The following is a 16,050-nucleotide window of genomic DNA, read 5'->3' as shown; positions in this document are numbered from 1 at the left end:
AACGACCTCCCATAAACCCCGCAACGCCCGCCTCGATCGCCTCATCTTAATCGAGGCACCAAGACTTACGACCCATACGCCGCGGCTTGCATTGTTGAAAAGGGAAGATAACGACCGGTGTGCAAAAACAATTGCCGCCGGTGGTTATGGGTCCCGGCTCAAGGCCGGGACGACGAAGCGGTTGAGCTTGGCTACGCCTTCCGCTTCTCCCGCTCCATCTCGCGCCCGATGCCGAGCATGATGTTGCGCAGCCAGATCGAGCCGGGATCCATCTGGGCGCGGGTCGGGTAGAACATGAACTGCTCGTCGATCCCGGGATCGAACGGCGGCGCGATGGCTACGAGCGACAATTGCTTCGACAGCGCGCCGATCAGGCGGCGCGGCACGAAGGCGACCAGATCCGTGCGCGCGGTGACGTGCAGCGCCTCGATATAGCCGGGCACGACCAGCGCGATCTTGCGTTCGATGCCCTTGGGCCGCAGCCAGATGTCAATCAAATCCTCGCTCTGGCCGCGGATGACAACGGCGACATGCCGTGCATTCAGGAATCCTTCGCGCTTCTTCAGTTTGGCGGCGGCGGGATGGCCGCGCCGCACCGTCAGCGCATCGCTGTCGGTATAGAGCCGCTGACGGTGGAAGCCGCGGAAGGCGTCGCCGATCGAGATCACGAGATCGATGGTGCGGGCAAAATCGGCGGTGAAGATCGCAGGCCCCCGCCACGGCACCACGTCGATCCGGACGTTCGGCGCCAGTTTGGTGACCTTCTCCATCAGCGGCGGCATCAGGAGTTCGACCGCGAGATCCGGCATCATCAGGCGGAAATGCCGTTCGCTCCGCGCGGCATCGAAATCATCTGATACGAACAGGGAGCGCACCTGGTCGAGCGCCTGCGCCAGCGGTCCGCGCAACGCCAGCGCGCGCGGCGTCAGCTCCATGCGGGCGCCGTTGCGCACCAGCAAGGGATCGCCGATCAGGTCGCGCAGCCGCTGCAGCGCGTGGCTGGTGGCCGGCTGCGACAGCCCGATCCGCATCGCGGCCCGGCTGACATTGCCTTCCAGCAGCAGCGCGTCGAGCGCGACCAGCAAATTGAGGTCAAGCGATTTCAAATTCATTGAGTGAATATATATCATATCTCCTATCGATTGGAAGAATGCGGCTCCGCGCGCGATGATCTGAAACATCAGATCACGGAGAAATCAGCCCATGAGCGCCGCCGACAACAAGAAACTGATGGAGACAATCTTCGCCGCCGTCGCCGCCGGCGACCGCACCTCGTATGTCGACGCTTTGGCCGACGACGTCACCATGACCGTGACGGGGCAATATTCCTGGTCGCAGACCTTTCACGGCAAGGAGTCCGTGCTTCGCGACCTCTACGGCTATGTCGCCTCGTTGCTGAAGTACCGCCGCACCGTTCCGTTCCGGCTGATCGCTGACGATGAATGGGTCGCGGTGGAGGCGCGCGGTGACATGGAGACCCACGCCGGCGAGCGCTACGACAATCATTATTGCCTGATCTACCGGATCGAGAACGGCAAGATTCGCGAAATCCGCGAGTATAATGACTCAAGCTTGTGCGAGCGGGTTTTGGGGCCGTATCCCAAGGAAAACTTGAAGGCGCAGAAGCTTGCGGGTTGAAGCGTTGAGCAGCGTTTGCGCTGGCGAGCAGCGCCAGCACGCACGAACGCGCCCGCGTTCGACGCCGGCCGCCATCGCTTATATGATCGCTCTCGTCCGGGTCTGGCGGGAGCGCCGCCGTTCCCGGCGTCAACTCTCTGTCATGAGCGCGCGCGAATTAGAGGATATCGGACTCTGCCGGCCCGAGATGGACTGCGAAGTCGGCAAACCGTTCTGGCGGAAATAATAAAGGGAGATCGATATGAGCAAGGAAATCTTCAGCCCGGCGACGCTGCCGCCGCCGACCGGCTATTCGCACGTCGCCAAGGTCAACAAGGGCACGCTGGTCTATGTGGCGGGTCAGGTTTCGGCCGACGCATCCGGCAAGATGGTCGGCGAAGGCGATTTCGAGGCGCAGGTCGAGCAGGTGTTCAAGAACCTCACACTCGCGCTGGAAGCGGCCGGCGCCACCATGGCCGACATCGTCAAGCTCAACACCTATCTCGTCGCCGAGGTCAGCCAGGACGACCTGCCGAAAATGCGGGCGATCCGCGACCGCTACCTGAACAAGGAGAAGCCGCCGGCGAGCACGCTCGTGGTCGTCAGCCGCCTGGCGCGGCCGGGCTGGCTGATCGAAATCGAGGTGGTGGCGGCGATCGATTAGAGGCAATTCAGCTTAGGCTGAAACGGTCCACTCGCACTCTATCGCGTCATCCTGAGGTGCGCGCTCTTGCGCGCCTCGAAGGATGAGAAGCGCCCGTGGCCCATCCTTCGAGGCTCGCTCCGCTCGCACCTCAGGATGACGTCTGACAACTCATCACGCTCCAAAATGAAAACGGCGCCCGCAAGGGCGCCGTTCCTCTTCGACGTCGTGATACTTACGCCGCCTTGATCTTCATATGGCGGAACATGTTGCCGCGCGCCTCGTCGTCCATCTCGGCCTTGAAGGTGAACTTGTCTTTCAGCGCGATCGCCTTGGCCGCCGCGGGACGCGCCGATATCTCATCGACCAGTCGCTTGACGTTGGCATATTTCGCGGCGGCTTCGTCGCTCATCACGAAGGCGGCCATCCGCGCCCAGCCCCACAGCGCCATGTCTGCAACGGTGTAGGTGTCGCCGACCATATACTTCTTGCCGGCGAGGTGATCGTTCAGCACGGCGTAGTGGCGCTGCGCCTCGAACTGGTAGCGGTTATGGGCATAGTCGTGGTTCTGGTCCTTCGGCGCAAAGTGCTTGAAGTGCACCGCCTGGCCCGAATAGGGCCCGATGCCGGTAGCGACGAACATCAGCCATGAGAGCAACTGCGCGCGGTTCTGCGGCGTGTTCGATGGCAGGAATTTGCCGGTCTTCTCGGCGAGGTAGAGCAGGATGGCGTTGCTGTCGAAGACCAGCACGCCGTCGTCGTCGATCGCCGGCACCTTGGCGTTGGGATTGATCTTCAAAAATTCCGGCTTGAACTGATCGCCCCTGCGGGTGTCGACCGCGACCGGCTCGAATGGCTGACCCAATTCCTCGAGGAAAAGCGCGACTTTCGTCGGGTTGGGCGAGCCGTTGAAATAGAATTTGAGCATTTTTGGAAAACTCCCTTTGCTTCTTGCCTGCCAGCACTGTGAACCGGGCGCGGATGATCCTACCGCAGCGCGGCATGTCCTTGCTCAAATTTTTGGAAGCAGCGCAACCGACGAGTGGAGGCAGCGGGCGGCGCGGCCAAGATGCCCACCGCGCCGCTCAGCTTAGGTAGAAGCCGATCAGCCGAGGTAGAAAAAACCCACCAGCCCTACAATGATCAATCCCGCGCCCGCCAGGTCGATGATGGTGGCGAAGCGAATGGCCGAGTGCAGGTTCGACGCCTGAATCATCCGCTCCGACCGGCGCGCATAGCCGTGGACGATGATCTGCTGGTTGAAATCGCTGTTCGCTTCCAGCCGCTCGGTCAGGCCGACGCAGATCAGCAGCACGCCGAGGATGACGAAGCCGGCAAAGCCCAGCAAGGTGAACAGCAGGATCGGGGGCACGCCGATCAGGAAGATCGGCAGCAGCGGCAACACCAGTAATGAATCGGATTGGGAGCGCATCGGACGGCTCGCTGTGGCCGCAAATAACGGCCTGTATGGGTTAAGCAAGCAATGAATATAGCTACGGATCAAGGCGAAACGAGGTGTGGCAGAATGCGAAAATCACAGGGCTGCCATCCCGCTTGTAGCGGTGCCATGGCCAGCTTGAAGGCAGGATGAAAAAAGCCGCAACGGCGGGTTAACCTGCCGCCATCCCGGAGCGGATCTCGGCGCGCAGTTCGTCGATCAGCCTAAGGCCCTTCTTGGTCTCGACGTGCCAGAAGGTCCAGCCGTTGCAGGCGCCGGAGCCCTGGGCCACCGCGCCGATGCGGTGGATCGAGCCGACCTTGTCGCCGAGCATGATGGCGCCGTCGGCGCGGACCAGGGCACCGTGGCGCTTCTTGGAATCGACCAGTTTGGTGCCGGGCGAGATCATGCCGCGCTCGATCAGTTCGGAGAACGCCACACGGGGTGCGTCGCGGGCGGTCATGAAGGGCGCCAGCGTCGCCTCGGGCAGCGGTTCGATCGCCGCGATGCGGGCTTCGGCCGCGCTCGCATAGGTCTTGTCGCGCTCGAAGCCGATGTAGCGGCGGCCGAGACGTTTTGCCACGGCGCCTGTCGTGCCGGTGCCGTTGAAGGGATCGATCACGAGATCGCCGGGCTTTGACGACGACAGCAGCACGCGCGCCAGGAGGCCCTCGGGCTTCTGGGTCGGATGCACTTTCTTGCCGTCGTCGCCCTTGAGGCGCTCGTCGCCGGTGCAAAGCGGAATCAGCCAGTCGGAACGCGCCTGCACGTCCTCGTTGGCGGCCTTCAGGGCTTCATAGTTGAAGGTGTAACCCTTGGCTTTCTCGTCGCGCGCCGCCCAGATCATGGTCTCGTGCGCATTGGTGAAGCGGCGGCCGCGGAAATTCGGCATCGGATTGGTCTTGCGCCAGACGATGTCGTTGAGGACCCAGAAGCCGAGGTCCTGCATGATCGAGCCGACGCGGAAAATGTTGTGGTAGGAGCCGATCACCCAGAGTGTCGCTGACGGTTTCATGACGCGGCGGCAGGCGAGCAGCCAGGCGCGGGTGAAATCGTCATAGGCGGCAAAGGATGAAAACTTGTCCCAGTCGTTGTTGACGGCATCGACATGCGATTCGTCAGGACGCTTGAGATCGCCCTTGAGCTGCAGATTGTACGGCGGATCTGCGAACACCAGATCGACGGAGCCTGCCGGAAGCTTCGACATCTCGGCGACGCAATCGCCTACGACGATACGAACGTTCGACTCGGACTCAAATTTAGTGCGGGGCGCCCTTGCAGACGCCCCGCGACGCGACTCTACCATGACTCAATTACTCTGACTCAGGCGACGCTGTCGGCGACGCGGGACTAAACAACCGACTGGCGTTACATTGACCGGGCAAAGTAAAAATCGACTTAATCCGTATTGCTGCTCGGACAGATTTGCCGGGGCTGATTAGCGTTTAAGCGCACTAAAACGTTTTCCCGCTGAGCCGGTCCTGCACTTGATGCGGGATGGATGCCGGTTCGCGTCAGGAAAACGCGTCAAATCAAGAATCTGGCGCCCCGTCCGATTCAATCGGAATGGAAACGGCGCTAGGCAATAATTGCCGGGCGGGTTATTGATTAACGGAATGGAAATTTTACGTCTGTGCTGCGTTGGGTATCCAAGGGCAATCCGCCGGGATGAGGAATTTGCGCCATGCGTTACGATGACTTCCGCCGCAGCGACTCTATCGACGACCGTCGCGACGACAGCGGTGGCGGGGGTGGTGGTGGTGGCTTCGGCATTCCGATGGGCGGCGGTGGCGGGCTCGGCATCGGCACCATCATCGTGCTCGGCCTGCTCGGTTATGCCTTCGGCATCGACCCGCGCATCCTGATCGGCGGCGCGGAAATTCTCACCGGCGGCAGCCAGCAAGCGCCGACCTACCAGACCGAGCGCAAGTCGGGCCCCGCCACCACAGGCGCGCCCAAGGACGAGATGGGCAGCATGATCGCCGGCGTGCTCGGCGAGATCGACGATCGCTGGAACGAGATCTTCCAGGCCAGCGGACAAACCTACAAGGGACCGCGCATCGTGCTGTTCCGCAACGCCACCAATGGCGGGCGCTGCGGCATGGCGCAGTCGGCGATGGGGCCGTTCTACTGCCCGCCGGACAAGCAGATCTTCCTCGACACCCAATTCTTCCGCGAGGTCGAGACGAAGTTTCGCGGCTGTTCGGGCAGCTCCTGCAAATTCACCACCGCCTATATCATCGCGCATGAGGCCGGCCATCACATCCAGAACCTGCTCGGCATCCTGCCGCGCGTGCAGCGGATGCAGGAGCAGGCCGGCAGCAAGGCGGAAGCCAACGCGCTGCAGGTCAAGGTCGAATTGCAGGCGGATTGCCTGTCCGGCGTCTGGGTCAACCGCGAGGAAAAGAAACGTCCGGGCTTTGTCGAACCCGGCGACATCGAAGCCGCACTGGCCACCGCCACCGCGATCGGTGACGACACGCTGCAACGCAAGGCGACGGGCAGGGTCGTGCCTGATTCATTTACCCACGGCTCCGCCGCCCAGCGCAAGCAATGGTTCATGACCGGCTACAAGCAGGGCACCGTGCAGTCCTGCAATACGTTTGCCGCGGGGGCGCTGTAGCGCGAGTTGAATTAGCATTGTACCGTCATGGCCGGGCATAGGCGAGTGAAGCGACGCCGTCCTTCAGACGGCTATGCCCGGCCATCCACGTCTTTGCTTTTGAGAGACCTTAAGACGTGGATGCCCGGCACAAGGCCGGGCATGACGAGAAGAAAAAATCATGTCCTCCATCGACGAAACCAAACAATTCGTACCGCTCAATATCGCCGTGCTGACGATCTCGGACACGCGCGCGCTTGCCGATGACAAGTCGGGGGCGACGCTGGCGGAGCGGCTGGTCGCCGCCGGCCATCATCTCGCGGCGCGCGAGATCATCGTCGACGATGTCGATGCGATCCGCGTCATCATCCGCCGATGGATCGCCGATCCTGGTGTCGATGCCATCATCACGACGGGCGGCACCGGTTTTACCGGCCGCGACGTCACGCCGGAGGCGGTCGAGCCGCTGTTCGAGAAGCGGATGGACGGTTTCTCCACCGCCTTCCACATGCTGAGCTACGCCAAGATCGGCGCCTCGACGGTGCAGAGCCGCGCCACGGCCGGCGTTGCCGGCGCGACCTTCATCTTCTGCCTGCCGGGCTCGCCCGGCGCCTGCCGCGACGGCTGGGACGGCATCCTCGCCGCCCAGCTCGATTACCGCACCCGCCCGTGCAATTTCGTCGAGATCATGCCGCGGCTCGACGAGCATCTGCGCCGCCCAAAGGCCAAGGGCGCGTCGGTCTGATCGTCGTCGCCGTAGGATGGGTAGAGCGAAGCGAAACCCATCATCTTTCCTTGTGTGATCGATGGGTTTCGCTGCGCTCTACCCATCCTACAATTCCATCTCCCAGGTCTCGCCAACAAGGCTTTGACCAAAACTTCGATGTGGCTCGGTCGCGACCAGCTCAAAGCCGGCGTCCTGATAGATCTTGCGGGCAGCGACCAGGATGCTCTGGGTCCACAGCGTCATCCTGCGATAGCCGGTCGCCCGCGCGAAGGCGACGCATTCGGCGACCAGCCGCTGGCCCAATCGCTGGCCGCGTCCGGCCGGATCGACCAGCAGCAGGCGCAGCTTGGCGACATCGTCGCTATGCTTGACCACAAAGACCGAGCCGACGGGGACGCCATTTAGCTCGGCAATCCAGCAGCGCTCGCGCGAGGCATCGAACGAGGTCAGGAATTTCGCCGCGATCTCGGCCACCAGCGCTTCGAACGAGGAGTCAAAGCCATATTCGCTGGCGTAGAACGCGCCGTGGCTCTGCACCACCCAGCCCATGTCGCCGGGGCGGTGTGTGCGCAGGATCGCTCGGGCCGCCGCCGCGCCGGATGCGCCGAGCAGCCGCTCGATCTCGGCCATCGCACCGACGAGCTTCTGGCTGCCGCCGTGCGGCAACGCGGCCAGCATCGCACCGATGTCGTCCTGCATGCTGCGCTCGAGCTTGGCAAAGGTCTGGCGTCCCTTGGCCGTCAGGGCGAGCTGGAATTGCCGCCGGTCCGCCGGCAGCGGCTTGCGGGTGAGCAATCCATTCTCATCGAAGTTCTGCACGATCCGGCTGAGATAGCCGGCATCGAGCCCGAGTTCGGCGCCGATCTCCTTGGCCGAGAGGTCTTCGCGATAGGCGAGCTCGTACAGCACCCGCGCCTCGCTGAGCGAGAACGGGCTCTTCATGAGTTGCTGGTCGAGCACGCCGAGCTTGCGGGTGTAGAAGCGGTTGAAGGCGCGGACCGCCGCGACCTCTTCGTCGGAACTGCTCTGGGACATCGCGCACCTCAATATTGCCACAGTCAGATAACTATTTGACTTTGGCAAGTGTATTCTGGTGCGAACCAGCCCCCGCTCTATCTTTGCATGGGGTTGTTTTCGCGATTTTTTGTTTGGGTTTGGAGAGGCGCCTAGGCCACCACCATGATGCGGCTGCGCAGCATGGTGCGGGAGCGCCGGCCGAGCTGGCGCAGCAGCCGGGCTTCGGAGCGGCGGACGTCCGGCCGGTAGCCGCCGAGCCGGTCGTAATGATCGTGCGCAATAAGAAGACCCTGTTCCGCCGAAGGTCCCGTAACCATGCGGGCGATGAATTTGAGGCCATCGCGCAAGCCGGCATCGGCATAAGGCGAGCGGGCATAGCGGAAGATCCCGGCGCGAGGCCGGCCGCTGCTCGATACGCTCTGGATGAATTGCGCGGTCTCTTCGATCCAGCCCGAGTCGAGCACCGCGCCGGCGTGCAGGAACATCAGCCAGGGTGAACGCGCCTGGCGGGCGCCGGCGGCGAGCGCCGCGGCACGGGTGCCTTCAAACGCCATAAAGCGGCAGCCTGCAACGTCGGCCACGCGCTCGATCACACCGTTCGCGGTGCGGTCGACCAGCACCACTTCGCGGATCAAACCGGCAGCGGCACCCGGCACGAGCGCCGCGAGGGTGGCGACGGCGGGCTGTTCGACGCCTTCAGTTGGGATGATCACGCTCAGCATAATGAGGCTTCGTTGGCTCAAACGGTGAAAAACGCCGTTTGTTATCACCTTGTCACATTCAAAACATCCGTTGGCATGCGGATTTTTGCGGCAGCTCTCGTGTGGATTTGTCGATCTATGTTCTTGTTTTGTTCTAAAGACGTGTTACGTTCCAAGCATGAGCCGAGCATCCTCTCATGCCCTCAAGCACCCGCCGGTCACGGCGCCCTCCGAACCGGCGGGTGCTACTCCTTTTCCTGAGCTTGATGTCGCGATCGAACGCGAGCGGCGGCGTGGCCGCGGCGCCCAGTCCAACGACAGCGGCCGCTTCGAGGCCGAGGCCCGCGTCGCCTTCGATGACGGCTGGCAGAGCCTCGAAGACCTGCCGCCGTTCAAGACCACGGTCGGACTCGACACCTCGCGAAAGGTCATCACCCGCAACGACTCGCCCGATATCGGCTTCGACCGCTCGATCAATCCCTATCGCGGTTGCGAGCATGGCTGCGTCTACTGCTTCGCGCGGCCGACCCACGCCTATCTCGGGCTGTCGCCCGGACTTGATTTTGAAACACAGCTGCTCGCCAAACCCGATGCGCCGGAGTTGCTGGAAAAGGAACTGGCCGCGGCGGGCTACGAACCGCGCATGATCGCGATCGGCACCAATACCGATCCCTATCAACCGATCGAGCGCAAATACAAGATCATGCGCGGCATTCTCGAAGTGCTGGAGCGTGCCGGCCATCCGGTCGGCATCGTCACCAAATCGGCGCTGGTGACGCGCGACATCGACATCCTCCAGCGGATGGCAAAACGCAATCTGGTCAAGGTCGCACTGTCAGTGACGACGCTCGACCCGAAACTCGCGCGCACCATGGAGCCGCGGGCCTCGACACCGCCGAAGCGGCTGGAGGCGATACGGCAACTGGCGGAGGCCAGCATTCCGGCAACAGTGATGGTCGCGCCCGTGATCCCCGCGCTGAACGATTCCGAGATCGAGCGCATCCTCGATGCCGCGGCGCATGCCGGCGCGAAAGAGGCGAGTTATGTGCTGCTGCGGCTGCCGCTGGAAGTGCGCGATCTCTTCCGCGAATGGCTGATGGCGAATTATCCCGACCGCTATCGCCACGTCTTCACTTTGATCCGCGACATGCGCGGCGGCCGCGACTACGACTCGCAGTGGGGAACCCGGATGAAGGGAACCGGGCCGATGGCCTGGATGATCGGCCGCCGCTTCGAAATAGCCTGCGAGAAGCTTGGACTGAATAAGCGGCGCCTGAAACTGACCACCGACCATTTCGTCAAGCCGAAGCGGAGCGGGCAGCAGTTGAGTTTGTTTTAGGGTTCGTCATTGCGAGCGAAGCGAAGCAATCCACGTCGCCGCACGAAGGAAGATTGCTTCGTCGCTACGCTCCTCGCAATGACGAAGGAGACAACAGCATGAGTAAAGATCCACCCATCCCACGCCTCACCGTCATCACGCTCGGCGTAACCAACATGCGCGCCAGCATCGCCTTTTATGAAGCGCTGGGTCTTGCGCGAAGGATTCGCTCGGCGAGGCCGTGGCCTTCTTCGACACCGGCGGCCCGGTGATCGCCCTGTTTCCGTGGGATCAGCTCGCACAAGACGCGACGCTGCCGGACCATCCGCGGCCCAGGACCTTCCGCGGCGTGACGCTGGCGTGGAATTGCGCCTCACGTGAGGAAGTCGATACCGTGCTGGATTTTGCGATCGCCAAGGGCGCCTCGCTGCTCAAACCCGCGCATGAGACCAGCTACGGCGGCTACTCCGGATATTTCGCCGATCCCGACAATCATCCCTGGGAAGTCGTGGTCGCCCCCGGCATCGAGGTCGGCGAAGACCGGCGGGTGCACTTGGCGGATTAGTGCCAACCTATCGTGACTGAATAACGGGAATTGCACCCGGTTCCCGGTTGCGCCGTGGCGCGTGCTTGCCCACCATCCCGGGCATGATTCGGCAAAAATCATCCAGGAAGCCAGCGGCCAAGCCGGTCGCCAAACAGGCAAAACTGCCGAAGGGCGTGATCGCGGTGGCGCCGCCGAGCTTTCGCCGCGAGCGGGCGCTGATCAAGCGCGGCGTCTGGCCGATCGCCGGTTGCGACGAGGCCGGGCGTGGTCCTTTGGCCGGCCCGGTGGTGGCCGCCGCCGTGATTCTTGATCCCAAACGAATTCCCAAAGGCATCGACGATTCGAAGCGGCTGACGGCGGAGCGCCGTGAGGAACTGTTCGATGAGATTTGCGCGACCTCGTCGTTTGCGGTCGCCTTTGCCTCGCCGGCGCGTATAGATCGCGACAATATCCTGCGCGCCTCGCTGTGGGCGCTGACGCGCGCCGTACGGGGCTTGCCGGAAATCCCCAAACACGTGTTCGTCGACGGCCGCGACCGGATCGAGGCGCCATGCGGCTGCGACGCCGTGATCGGCGGCGATGGCATCGTGATGTCGATCGCGGCCGCTTCGATCATCGCCAAGGTGACGCGCGACCGCCTGATGTGCGCGCTGGCGCTGGATTGCCCGGGCTACGGGTTCGAGACCCACAAGGGCTACGCCGTGCCGGAACATCGCGAGGCGCTGGACCGCTTGGGTCCCAGCGTCCACCACCGCCGCTTCTTTGCGCCCGTCATCGCCGCGCGTGAAAAGCATCAGCCCGGCACCGTCGAGCCCGATCTGTTCACGGTCGAAACGCAAATCGACGCGGATGTCTCGGTGGCTCTCTAACGCACCTTGCATTGACGCGCTTCCTGACGCGCGCCGGTACCTCGCTTGAAAACGCGATAGTTGCCTCGGCGGCTGGCGCGCTCTATCAAATGGGTCTCGAATAGGCCGGACCTATGGGATCGGCTGGGGCATTTCGGACGTTTCATGCGTTTCACCTCCCTGGTTGTCGAACTGATCCGCGCCCGGCCGCGGCTGGTGGTCTGGCTCGTGGTGCTGCTGCAGGCGGCAATGTGGCTGATCCTGCCGATGCTGCTCTATCGCAGCCCGCCCGGCGATATCGCCACGGTTCTGGCATTCGGCAGGGAATATCAGGTCGGGACCTATTTCGGCCCGCCGCTGGCGTTCTGGCTTGCCGACATCGCCTTCCGTGCGGCCGGCAATCATGTGTTCGGCGTCTATCTGCTCGCGCAGATCTGCGCGGTCGTCACTTTCTGGGGCTTCTATCAGCTCGCGCGCGCCATTGTCGGCGGTCAGCAGGCGGTGCTCGCGGTGCTCTTGAGCATGACGGTGGTGGCCTTCAGCTCGCCCGGCGTCGAATTCGGCCCGCTGGTGCTGGCGCGGCCGCTGTGGGCGCTGCTGTTGCTGCATTCCTGGCGCTTGATCGGCCAGAACCGGCGCACCGCCTGGTTCGCCTGGTCGATCGAAGCGGGCTTGTTGCTCCTGACGACGTCGGCCGCGCTCGGGCTGTTGCTGCTGATTGCCGGATTTGCCGTCGCCACCGCGCGCGGGCGGCGCACCTTGATGTCGCTCGATCCGCTCTATGCGTTGCTGGTGATCGTGGTACTGGTGCTGCCCTATCTGATCTGGGTCGTTCGCGCCGACGTGCTGGCGATGCCGCCCTTGCCGGCCATCGATGATCTCTCGGGCAGGGCGATGCACTGGGGCGGGCTGCTCGGCGGCCTGTTGCTGGCAACGGCCGGCATCGTGCTGCTGGTGATCCTCAACTCCGGTGTGTTTGTCCGCAAGGCCGAGGAAGCGCCGATCATCTATCGGCCGCAGGTCGATCCGCTGGCGCGCCAATTCGTCTACACGTTCGCGATCGCTCCCGCGCTGTTTGGCAGCCTGATTGCCGGCGTGTTCAATCTCGAGCGCGTTACCGGCGGCGCCGGCGTTGCCTTGCTGATGTCGGGGCTGGCCGTGATCGTGGCGACCGGCGATCTCGTGTATCTGCGGCGCCAGCGGCTGCTCCGCACGGTCTGGGCCGGGGCGGTCGCAGCCCCGGCTTTCGTGGCCATCGCGGCCACGCTGTTCCTGCCCTGGACCAGCGGCGCCGAAGTGCCGACCTCGCTGCCGGCGCGGACGATCGCGCATTTCTTCGGCGACAGTTTTGAGCGGCGCACCAACCAGCGGCTGCGCGCGGTGGCCGGCGATCCGCAGCTCGCGAGCTTCGTTGCGATGGATAAGGGCCGGCCGCATCTGTTGCTCGACGCCACGCCGGAACGCACGCCGTGGCTTTCGCTCGCAAAATTCAATGAAACCGGCGGCGTCGTGGTCTGGCGCGCATCGGACACGTCAGGCGCGCCGCCTCCCGAGATCGCGTTGCGCTTTCCCGGCCTCGTGCCGGAAGTGCCGCGCGCGTTCGAATGGATGGTGAATGGAAGGCAGCCGCTGCTGCGCGTCGGCTGGGCCATCGTCCGGCCGAAGGCGCCGTAGAACCCGATCCTCATGGTGAGGAGCGCGTCTTCGCGCGTCTCGAACCATGAGGCCAACAGCCGGGCCTAATCCTTCGAGACGCCCGCAAGTGCGGGCTCCTCAGGATGAGGAGACCTTCTCCAATTCCTTCGCGATCGCGCGCAAATCCTGCCACGACATCCGCTTGTACGAGGGCGAGCGCAGCAGATAGGCCGGGTGGAACGTCGGGATGGCGCGGATGGAGCGGGTGCCGGTGTCGTAATCGAACCATTTGCCGCGGGTCTTCATGATTCCCTCGCGGGTCGACAGCAACGTCTGCGTCGAGGGATTGCCGAGCGTCACCAGCACGTCCGGATTGACCAGTTCGATCTGCCGCTGAATGAACGGCAGGCAGATTTGCGTTTCCTGCGGGGTCGGCGTGCGGTTGCCGGGCGGCCGCCATGGGATCACGTTGGCAATATAAGCTTTGCTGCGGTCGAGGCCGATCGCCGCGATCATGCGGTCGAGCAATTTGCCGGATCGGCCGACGAACGGCAGCCCCTCGATATCCTCGTCGCGTCCGGGGGCTTCGCCGACGAACATGATTCGCGCTTCCGGATTGCCGTCGCAGAACACCAGCCGTGTCGCGGTGTGCTTGAGCGCGCAGCCTTCGAAATTCTCCAGAAGCGCTCGCAGGGCCTCCAGTGACGGCGCGGTTCGCGCCATTTCCCGCGCCGAGGCGATCGCGGCTTCCGGCGCCGGCGCTATTTCGCTGCGCGAAACTGCCGGCGCCGCCGCGGGCATTTCCCGCACCAGTCTTTGCGGCGTGGTTTCGCGCGGCGCGGCAATGGTAGCGCTGTCGGGCTCGGCAAGCCGGTCGATCGGGTCATCGGCCAACGCGCAATCGACCCCGGCCTCGAGATAAAAGGCCAGCAATTGCTGAACGGTAGGGGCGGGTTCGGGCGCGATGGACATCATTCCAATCTAGGATGTATTCGGCCGCCGCGAAACGCCTGAGATTCCATTTCCATGGTTGTTCTTGGCGCAAAAATCGGAAACAAACGAACCTTAGAGCCGTTCTCAATTGGGCTGAGACCAGAACATGAGCACCGAAGAACTTCCGCCGCGTGAGTCCATGGAATTTGACGTCGTCATCGTCGGCGCCGGGCCGTCCGGCCTCGCGGCTGCGATCCGTCTCAAACAACTCAACGCCGATCTCAACATCGTGGTGGTGGAGAAGGGCTCCGAAGTCGGCGCGCACATTCTGTCGGGTGCGGTGATCGATCCGGTTTCGCTCGACAAACTGATTCCGGACTGGCGCGAGGATGCCGATTGCCCGCTGAAGACGCAGGTCAAGGACGATCGCTTCTACTGGATGACGGGCGGCGGCGCGATCCGGCTGCCGGGTTTCGCGATGCCGAAGCTGATGGACAATCATCACTGCTATATCGGCTCGCTCGGCGATGTGTGCCGCTGGCTGGCGCCGAAGGCCGAAGCGCTCGGCGTCGAGATCTATCCGGGCTTTGCCGCTACCGAAGTGCTCTACGACGAAAAAGGCGCGGTGCGCGGCATTGCGACCGGCGACATGGGCATCGCGAGGGACGGCAGCCACAAGGATTCGTTCACCCGCGGCATGGAATTGCTCGGCAAGTACACGCTGTTTGCCGAAGGCGCGCGCGGCAGCCTGTCCAAGCAACTGATCGCGAAGTTCTCGCTCGACGCCAACAGCGAGCCGCCGAAATTCGGCATCGGCCTCAAGGAAGTCTGGGAGATCGATCCCACAAAACACCAGAAGGGCCTGATCCAGCATTCGTTCGGCTGGCCGCTCAATAATTCGACCGGCGGCGGCTCGTTCCTCTATCACTACGACGACAACAAGGTGGCGGTCGGCTTCGTCGTCCATCTCAATTACGACGATCCATATCTGTCGCCGTTCGACGAGTTCCAGCGCTTCAAGACCCATCCTTCGATCCGCACCGTGTTCGAAGGCGGCAAGCGGCTGGCCTATGGCGCGCGCGCGATCACCGAGGGCGGCTACCAGTCGGTGCCGCGCTTAAGCTTTCCGGGCGGCGCGCTGATCGGTTGCGCGGCAGGCTTTGTCAACGTGCCGCGCATCAAGGGCGTGCACAACGCGATGGGCAGCGGCATGCTCGCCGCCGAGCACCTCGTGGCCGCGCTCGGCGCCGGCCGTGCCAATGATGAATTGGCCGAATACGAGAATGCGTGGCGCGGTTCGCAGGTCGGCAAGGACCTCTACCCGATCCGCAACGTCAAACCGCTGTGGTCGAAGTTCGGCACCCTGATCGGCGTACCGCTCGGCGGCCTCGACATGTGGACCAACACGCTGTTCGGGTTCTCTTTGTTCGGAACCCTGTCGCACGCCAAGCCGGATCGCAAAACGCTGGATCCGGCCAGGGCGCATGCGCCAATCGCCGTGCCCAAGCCGGACGGCAAGCTCACCTTCGACAAGCTGTCGTCGGTATTCCTGTCCAACACCAACCATGAGGAGGACCAGCCAATCCACCTCAGGGTTGCCGACATGAACCTGCAGAAGACATCCGAGCACGACGTCTTTGCCGGCCCGTCCAACCGCTATTGCCCGGCCGGCGTCTATGAATGGGTCGAGGAGGCTTCCGGTCCGCGCTTCCAGATCAACGCTCAGAACTGCGTCCACTGCAAAACCTGCGACGTCAAAGACCCGAACGGCAATATCACCTGGGTTCCGCCGGAAGGCGGCGGCGGGCCCAATTACCAGGGGATGTGACCACGATTACGTGAGTTTAATGGCGGAGGGCCGGCAGGTGTCCGGGTAACCCCGGTACCGGCCACGATACCGCCACAGTACAAGCGTCTTCCGAGGCTGCGGGCTAAAATGGGTGGAATTGGCGGCCGACGGGGAGATCTTGGGGACCCTGCTGCCGATCGATTCGCCACCCCGTATCCTTGCGGTTGAACGCCAA

At 63.3% G+C, this 16,050-nt stretch carries 16 protein-coding genes and 1 pseudogene; 10 read left to right on the top strand and 7 right to left on the bottom strand.

Features of this window, described 5'->3' with window-relative positions:
• Window positions 1-191 precede the first annotated feature (191 nt).
• The gene (locus tag JQ575_RS23100) at window positions 192-1,112 is read right to left on the bottom strand and encodes a LysR family transcriptional regulator (protein WP_212035447.1); all 921 of its coding nucleotides are present in this window, start codon (window positions 1,110-1,112) and stop codon (window positions 192-194) included.
• A gap of 91 nt (window positions 1,113-1,203) precedes the next feature.
• Between JQ575_RS23100 and JQ575_RS23095 the strand changes: the two genes are divergently transcribed.
• From JQ575_RS23095 to JQ575_RS23085, 3 genes are all read left to right on the top strand, one after another.
• Complete coding sequence (locus JQ575_RS23095; RefSeq protein ID WP_212035446.1) at window positions 1,204-1,638, top strand: nuclear transport factor 2 family protein; 435 nt, start codon at window positions 1,204-1,206, stop codon at window positions 1,636-1,638.
• An 82-nt stretch (window positions 1,639-1,720) separates the two neighbouring features.
• Window positions 1,721-1,864, top strand: a complete 144-nt coding sequence (locus tag JQ575_RS23090) for a DUF1127 domain-containing protein (protein ID WP_212035458.1) — start codon at window positions 1,721-1,723, stop codon at window positions 1,862-1,864.
• A gap of 15 nt (window positions 1,865-1,879) precedes the next feature.
• Window positions 1,880-2,281, top strand: coding sequence for a RidA family protein (locus JQ575_RS23085; protein WP_212035445.1), 402 nt, complete (start codon window positions 1,880-1,882; stop codon window positions 2,279-2,281).
• Between the two features lie 214 nt (window positions 2,282-2,495).
• On the opposite strand, the gene JQ575_RS23080 is transcribed toward JQ575_RS23085, so the two are convergent.
• The 3 genes from JQ575_RS23080 to JQ575_RS23070 all read right to left on the bottom strand — a co-directional run bounded on the left by JQ575_RS23080 (window position 2,496) and on the right by JQ575_RS23070 (window position 5,004).
• Entirely contained in the window at window positions 2,496-3,188 is a 693-nt protein-coding gene (locus JQ575_RS23080) for a glutathione S-transferase family protein (RefSeq protein ID WP_212035444.1), read from the bottom strand.
• 177 nt (window positions 3,189-3,365) lie between these two features.
• Window positions 3,366-3,665: a hypothetical protein gene (locus JQ575_RS23075; RefSeq protein WP_312016000.1), complete on the bottom strand. Its 300-nt coding sequence runs from the start codon at window positions 3,663-3,665 to the stop codon at window positions 3,366-3,368.
• 205 nt (window positions 3,666-3,870) lie between these two features.
• Window positions 3,871-5,004 carry a site-specific DNA-methyltransferase gene (locus JQ575_RS23070; protein WP_212035442.1) on the bottom strand — a complete coding sequence of 378 codons (1,134 nt, stop codon included), beginning with the start codon at window positions 5,002-5,004 and terminating at the stop codon, window positions 3,871-3,873.
• A gap of 378 nt (window positions 5,005-5,382) precedes the next feature.
• Here JQ575_RS23070 and JQ575_RS23065 point away from each other — a divergent pair, with 378 nt between their 5' ends.
• Both JQ575_RS23065 and moaB read left to right on the top strand, forming a co-directional pair.
• Window positions 5,383-6,321: a neutral zinc metallopeptidase gene (locus JQ575_RS23065; RefSeq protein ID WP_212035441.1), complete on the top strand. Its 939-nt coding sequence runs from the start codon at window positions 5,383-5,385 to the stop codon at window positions 6,319-6,321.
• Between the two features lie 160 nt (window positions 6,322-6,481).
• On the top strand, window positions 6,482-7,045 hold the full coding sequence (gene moaB / locus JQ575_RS23060) for a molybdenum cofactor biosynthesis protein B (protein ID WP_212035440.1): 564 nt from the start codon (window positions 6,482-6,484) through the stop codon (window positions 7,043-7,045).
• Between the two features lie 87 nt (window positions 7,046-7,132).
• On the opposite strand, the gene JQ575_RS23055 is transcribed toward moaB, so the two are convergent.
• Together JQ575_RS23055 and JQ575_RS23050 are read right to left on the bottom strand one after the other, a co-directional pair.
• Window positions 7,133-8,062 carry a helix-turn-helix domain-containing GNAT family N-acetyltransferase gene (locus JQ575_RS23055; protein ID WP_212035439.1) on the bottom strand — a complete coding sequence of 310 codons (930 nt, stop codon included), beginning with the start codon at window positions 8,060-8,062 and terminating at the stop codon, window positions 7,133-7,135.
• Between the two features lie 131 nt (window positions 8,063-8,193).
• A complete protein-coding gene (locus JQ575_RS23050; RefSeq protein WP_212035438.1) occupies window positions 8,194-8,766 on the bottom strand; it encodes a glycosyl transferase in 573 nt (190 codons plus the stop codon).
• A gap of 157 nt (window positions 8,767-8,923) precedes the next feature.
• Between JQ575_RS23050 and JQ575_RS23045 the strand changes: the two genes are divergently transcribed.
• The 4 genes and pseudogenes from JQ575_RS23045 (at window position 8,924) to JQ575_RS23030 (ending at window position 13,132) form a co-directional block, all read left to right on the top strand.
• Window positions 8,924-10,084: a PA0069 family radical SAM protein gene (locus JQ575_RS23045; protein WP_212035437.1), complete on the top strand. Its 1,161-nt coding sequence runs from the start codon at window positions 8,924-8,926 to the stop codon at window positions 10,082-10,084.
• A gap of 98 nt (window positions 10,085-10,182) precedes the next feature.
• Window positions 10,183-10,628, top strand: a pseudogene (locus JQ575_RS23040) (VOC family protein).
• 83 nt (window positions 10,629-10,711) lie between these two features.
• The gene (locus tag JQ575_RS23035; protein ID WP_212035436.1) at window positions 10,712-11,479 is read left to right on the top strand and encodes a ribonuclease HII; all 768 of its coding nucleotides are present in this window, start codon (window positions 10,712-10,714) and stop codon (window positions 11,477-11,479) included.
• 144 nt (window positions 11,480-11,623) lie between these two features.
• The gene (locus tag JQ575_RS23030; RefSeq protein ID WP_212035435.1) at window positions 11,624-13,132 is read left to right on the top strand and encodes a glycosyltransferase family 39 protein; all 1,509 of its coding nucleotides are present in this window, start codon (window positions 11,624-11,626) and stop codon (window positions 13,130-13,132) included.
• Window positions 13,133-13,231: 99 nt separating this feature from the next.
• Here JQ575_RS23030 and JQ575_RS23025 read toward each other — a convergent pair whose 3' ends face one another.
• Window positions 13,232-14,059, bottom strand: coding sequence for a uracil-DNA glycosylase family protein (locus JQ575_RS23025; RefSeq protein WP_212035457.1), 828 nt, complete (start codon window positions 14,057-14,059; stop codon window positions 13,232-13,234).
• 133 nt (window positions 14,060-14,192) lie between these two features.
• Here JQ575_RS23025 and JQ575_RS23020 point away from each other — a divergent pair, with 133 nt between their 5' ends.
• Window positions 14,193-15,854, top strand: a complete 1,662-nt coding sequence (locus JQ575_RS23020) for an electron transfer flavoprotein-ubiquinone oxidoreductase (RefSeq protein ID WP_212035434.1) — start codon at window positions 14,193-14,195, stop codon at window positions 15,852-15,854.
• Window positions 15,855-16,050: the final 196 nt, after the last annotated feature.

This window comes from Bradyrhizobium sp. JYMT SZCCT0428, from assembly GCF_018131075.1.
In the GTDB taxonomy this organism is placed as follows: domain Bacteria; phylum Pseudomonadota; class Alphaproteobacteria; order Rhizobiales; family Xanthobacteraceae; genus Bradyrhizobium.
The sequence above is the reverse complement of the archived record's forward strand: the minus strand, read 5'-3'. Positions and strand labels throughout refer to the sequence as shown.

Excerpts from the sequence above, each read along its gene's own strand:
- JQ575_RS23100 (WP_212035447.1), bottom strand. The coding sequence starts at position 1,112 with ATGAATTTGAAATCGCTTGACCTCAATTTGCTGGTCGCGCTCGACGCG.
- JQ575_RS23095 (WP_212035446.1), top strand. The coding sequence starts at position 1,204 with ATGAGCGCCGCCGACAACAAGAAACTGATGGAGACAATCTTCGCCGCC.
- JQ575_RS23090 (WP_212035458.1), top strand. The coding sequence starts at position 1,721 with ATGATCGCTCTCGTCCGGGTCTGGCGGGAGCGCCGCCGTTCCCGGCGT.
- JQ575_RS23085 (WP_212035445.1), top strand. The coding sequence starts at position 1,880 with ATGAGCAAGGAAATCTTCAGCCCGGCGACGCTGCCGCCGCCGACCGGC.
- JQ575_RS23080 (WP_212035444.1), bottom strand. The coding sequence starts at position 3,188 with ATGCTCAAATTCTATTTCAACGGCTCGCCCAACCCGACGAAAGTCGCG.
- JQ575_RS23070 (WP_212035442.1), bottom strand. The coding sequence starts at position 5,004 with ATGGTAGAGTCGCGTCGCGGGGCGTCTGCAAGGGCGCCCCGCACTAAA.
- JQ575_RS23065 (WP_212035441.1), top strand. The coding sequence starts at position 5,383 with ATGCGTTACGATGACTTCCGCCGCAGCGACTCTATCGACGACCGTCGC.
- moaB (WP_212035440.1), top strand. The coding sequence starts at position 6,482 with ATGTCCTCCATCGACGAAACCAAACAATTCGTACCGCTCAATATCGCC.
- JQ575_RS23055 (WP_212035439.1), bottom strand. The coding sequence starts at position 8,062 with ATGTCCCAGAGCAGTTCCGACGAAGAGGTCGCGGCGGTCCGCGCCTTC.
- JQ575_RS23050 (WP_212035438.1), bottom strand. The coding sequence starts at position 8,766 with ATGCTGAGCGTGATCATCCCAACTGAAGGCGTCGAACAGCCCGCCGTC.
- JQ575_RS23045 (WP_212035437.1), top strand. The coding sequence starts at position 8,924 with ATGAGCCGAGCATCCTCTCATGCCCTCAAGCACCCGCCGGTCACGGCG.
- JQ575_RS23035 (WP_212035436.1), top strand. The coding sequence starts at position 10,712 with ATGATTCGGCAAAAATCATCCAGGAAGCCAGCGGCCAAGCCGGTCGCC.
- JQ575_RS23030 (WP_212035435.1), top strand. The coding sequence starts at position 11,624 with ATGCGTTTCACCTCCCTGGTTGTCGAACTGATCCGCGCCCGGCCGCGG.
- JQ575_RS23020 (WP_212035434.1), top strand. The coding sequence starts at position 14,193 with ATGAGCACCGAAGAACTTCCGCCGCGTGAGTCCATGGAATTTGACGTC.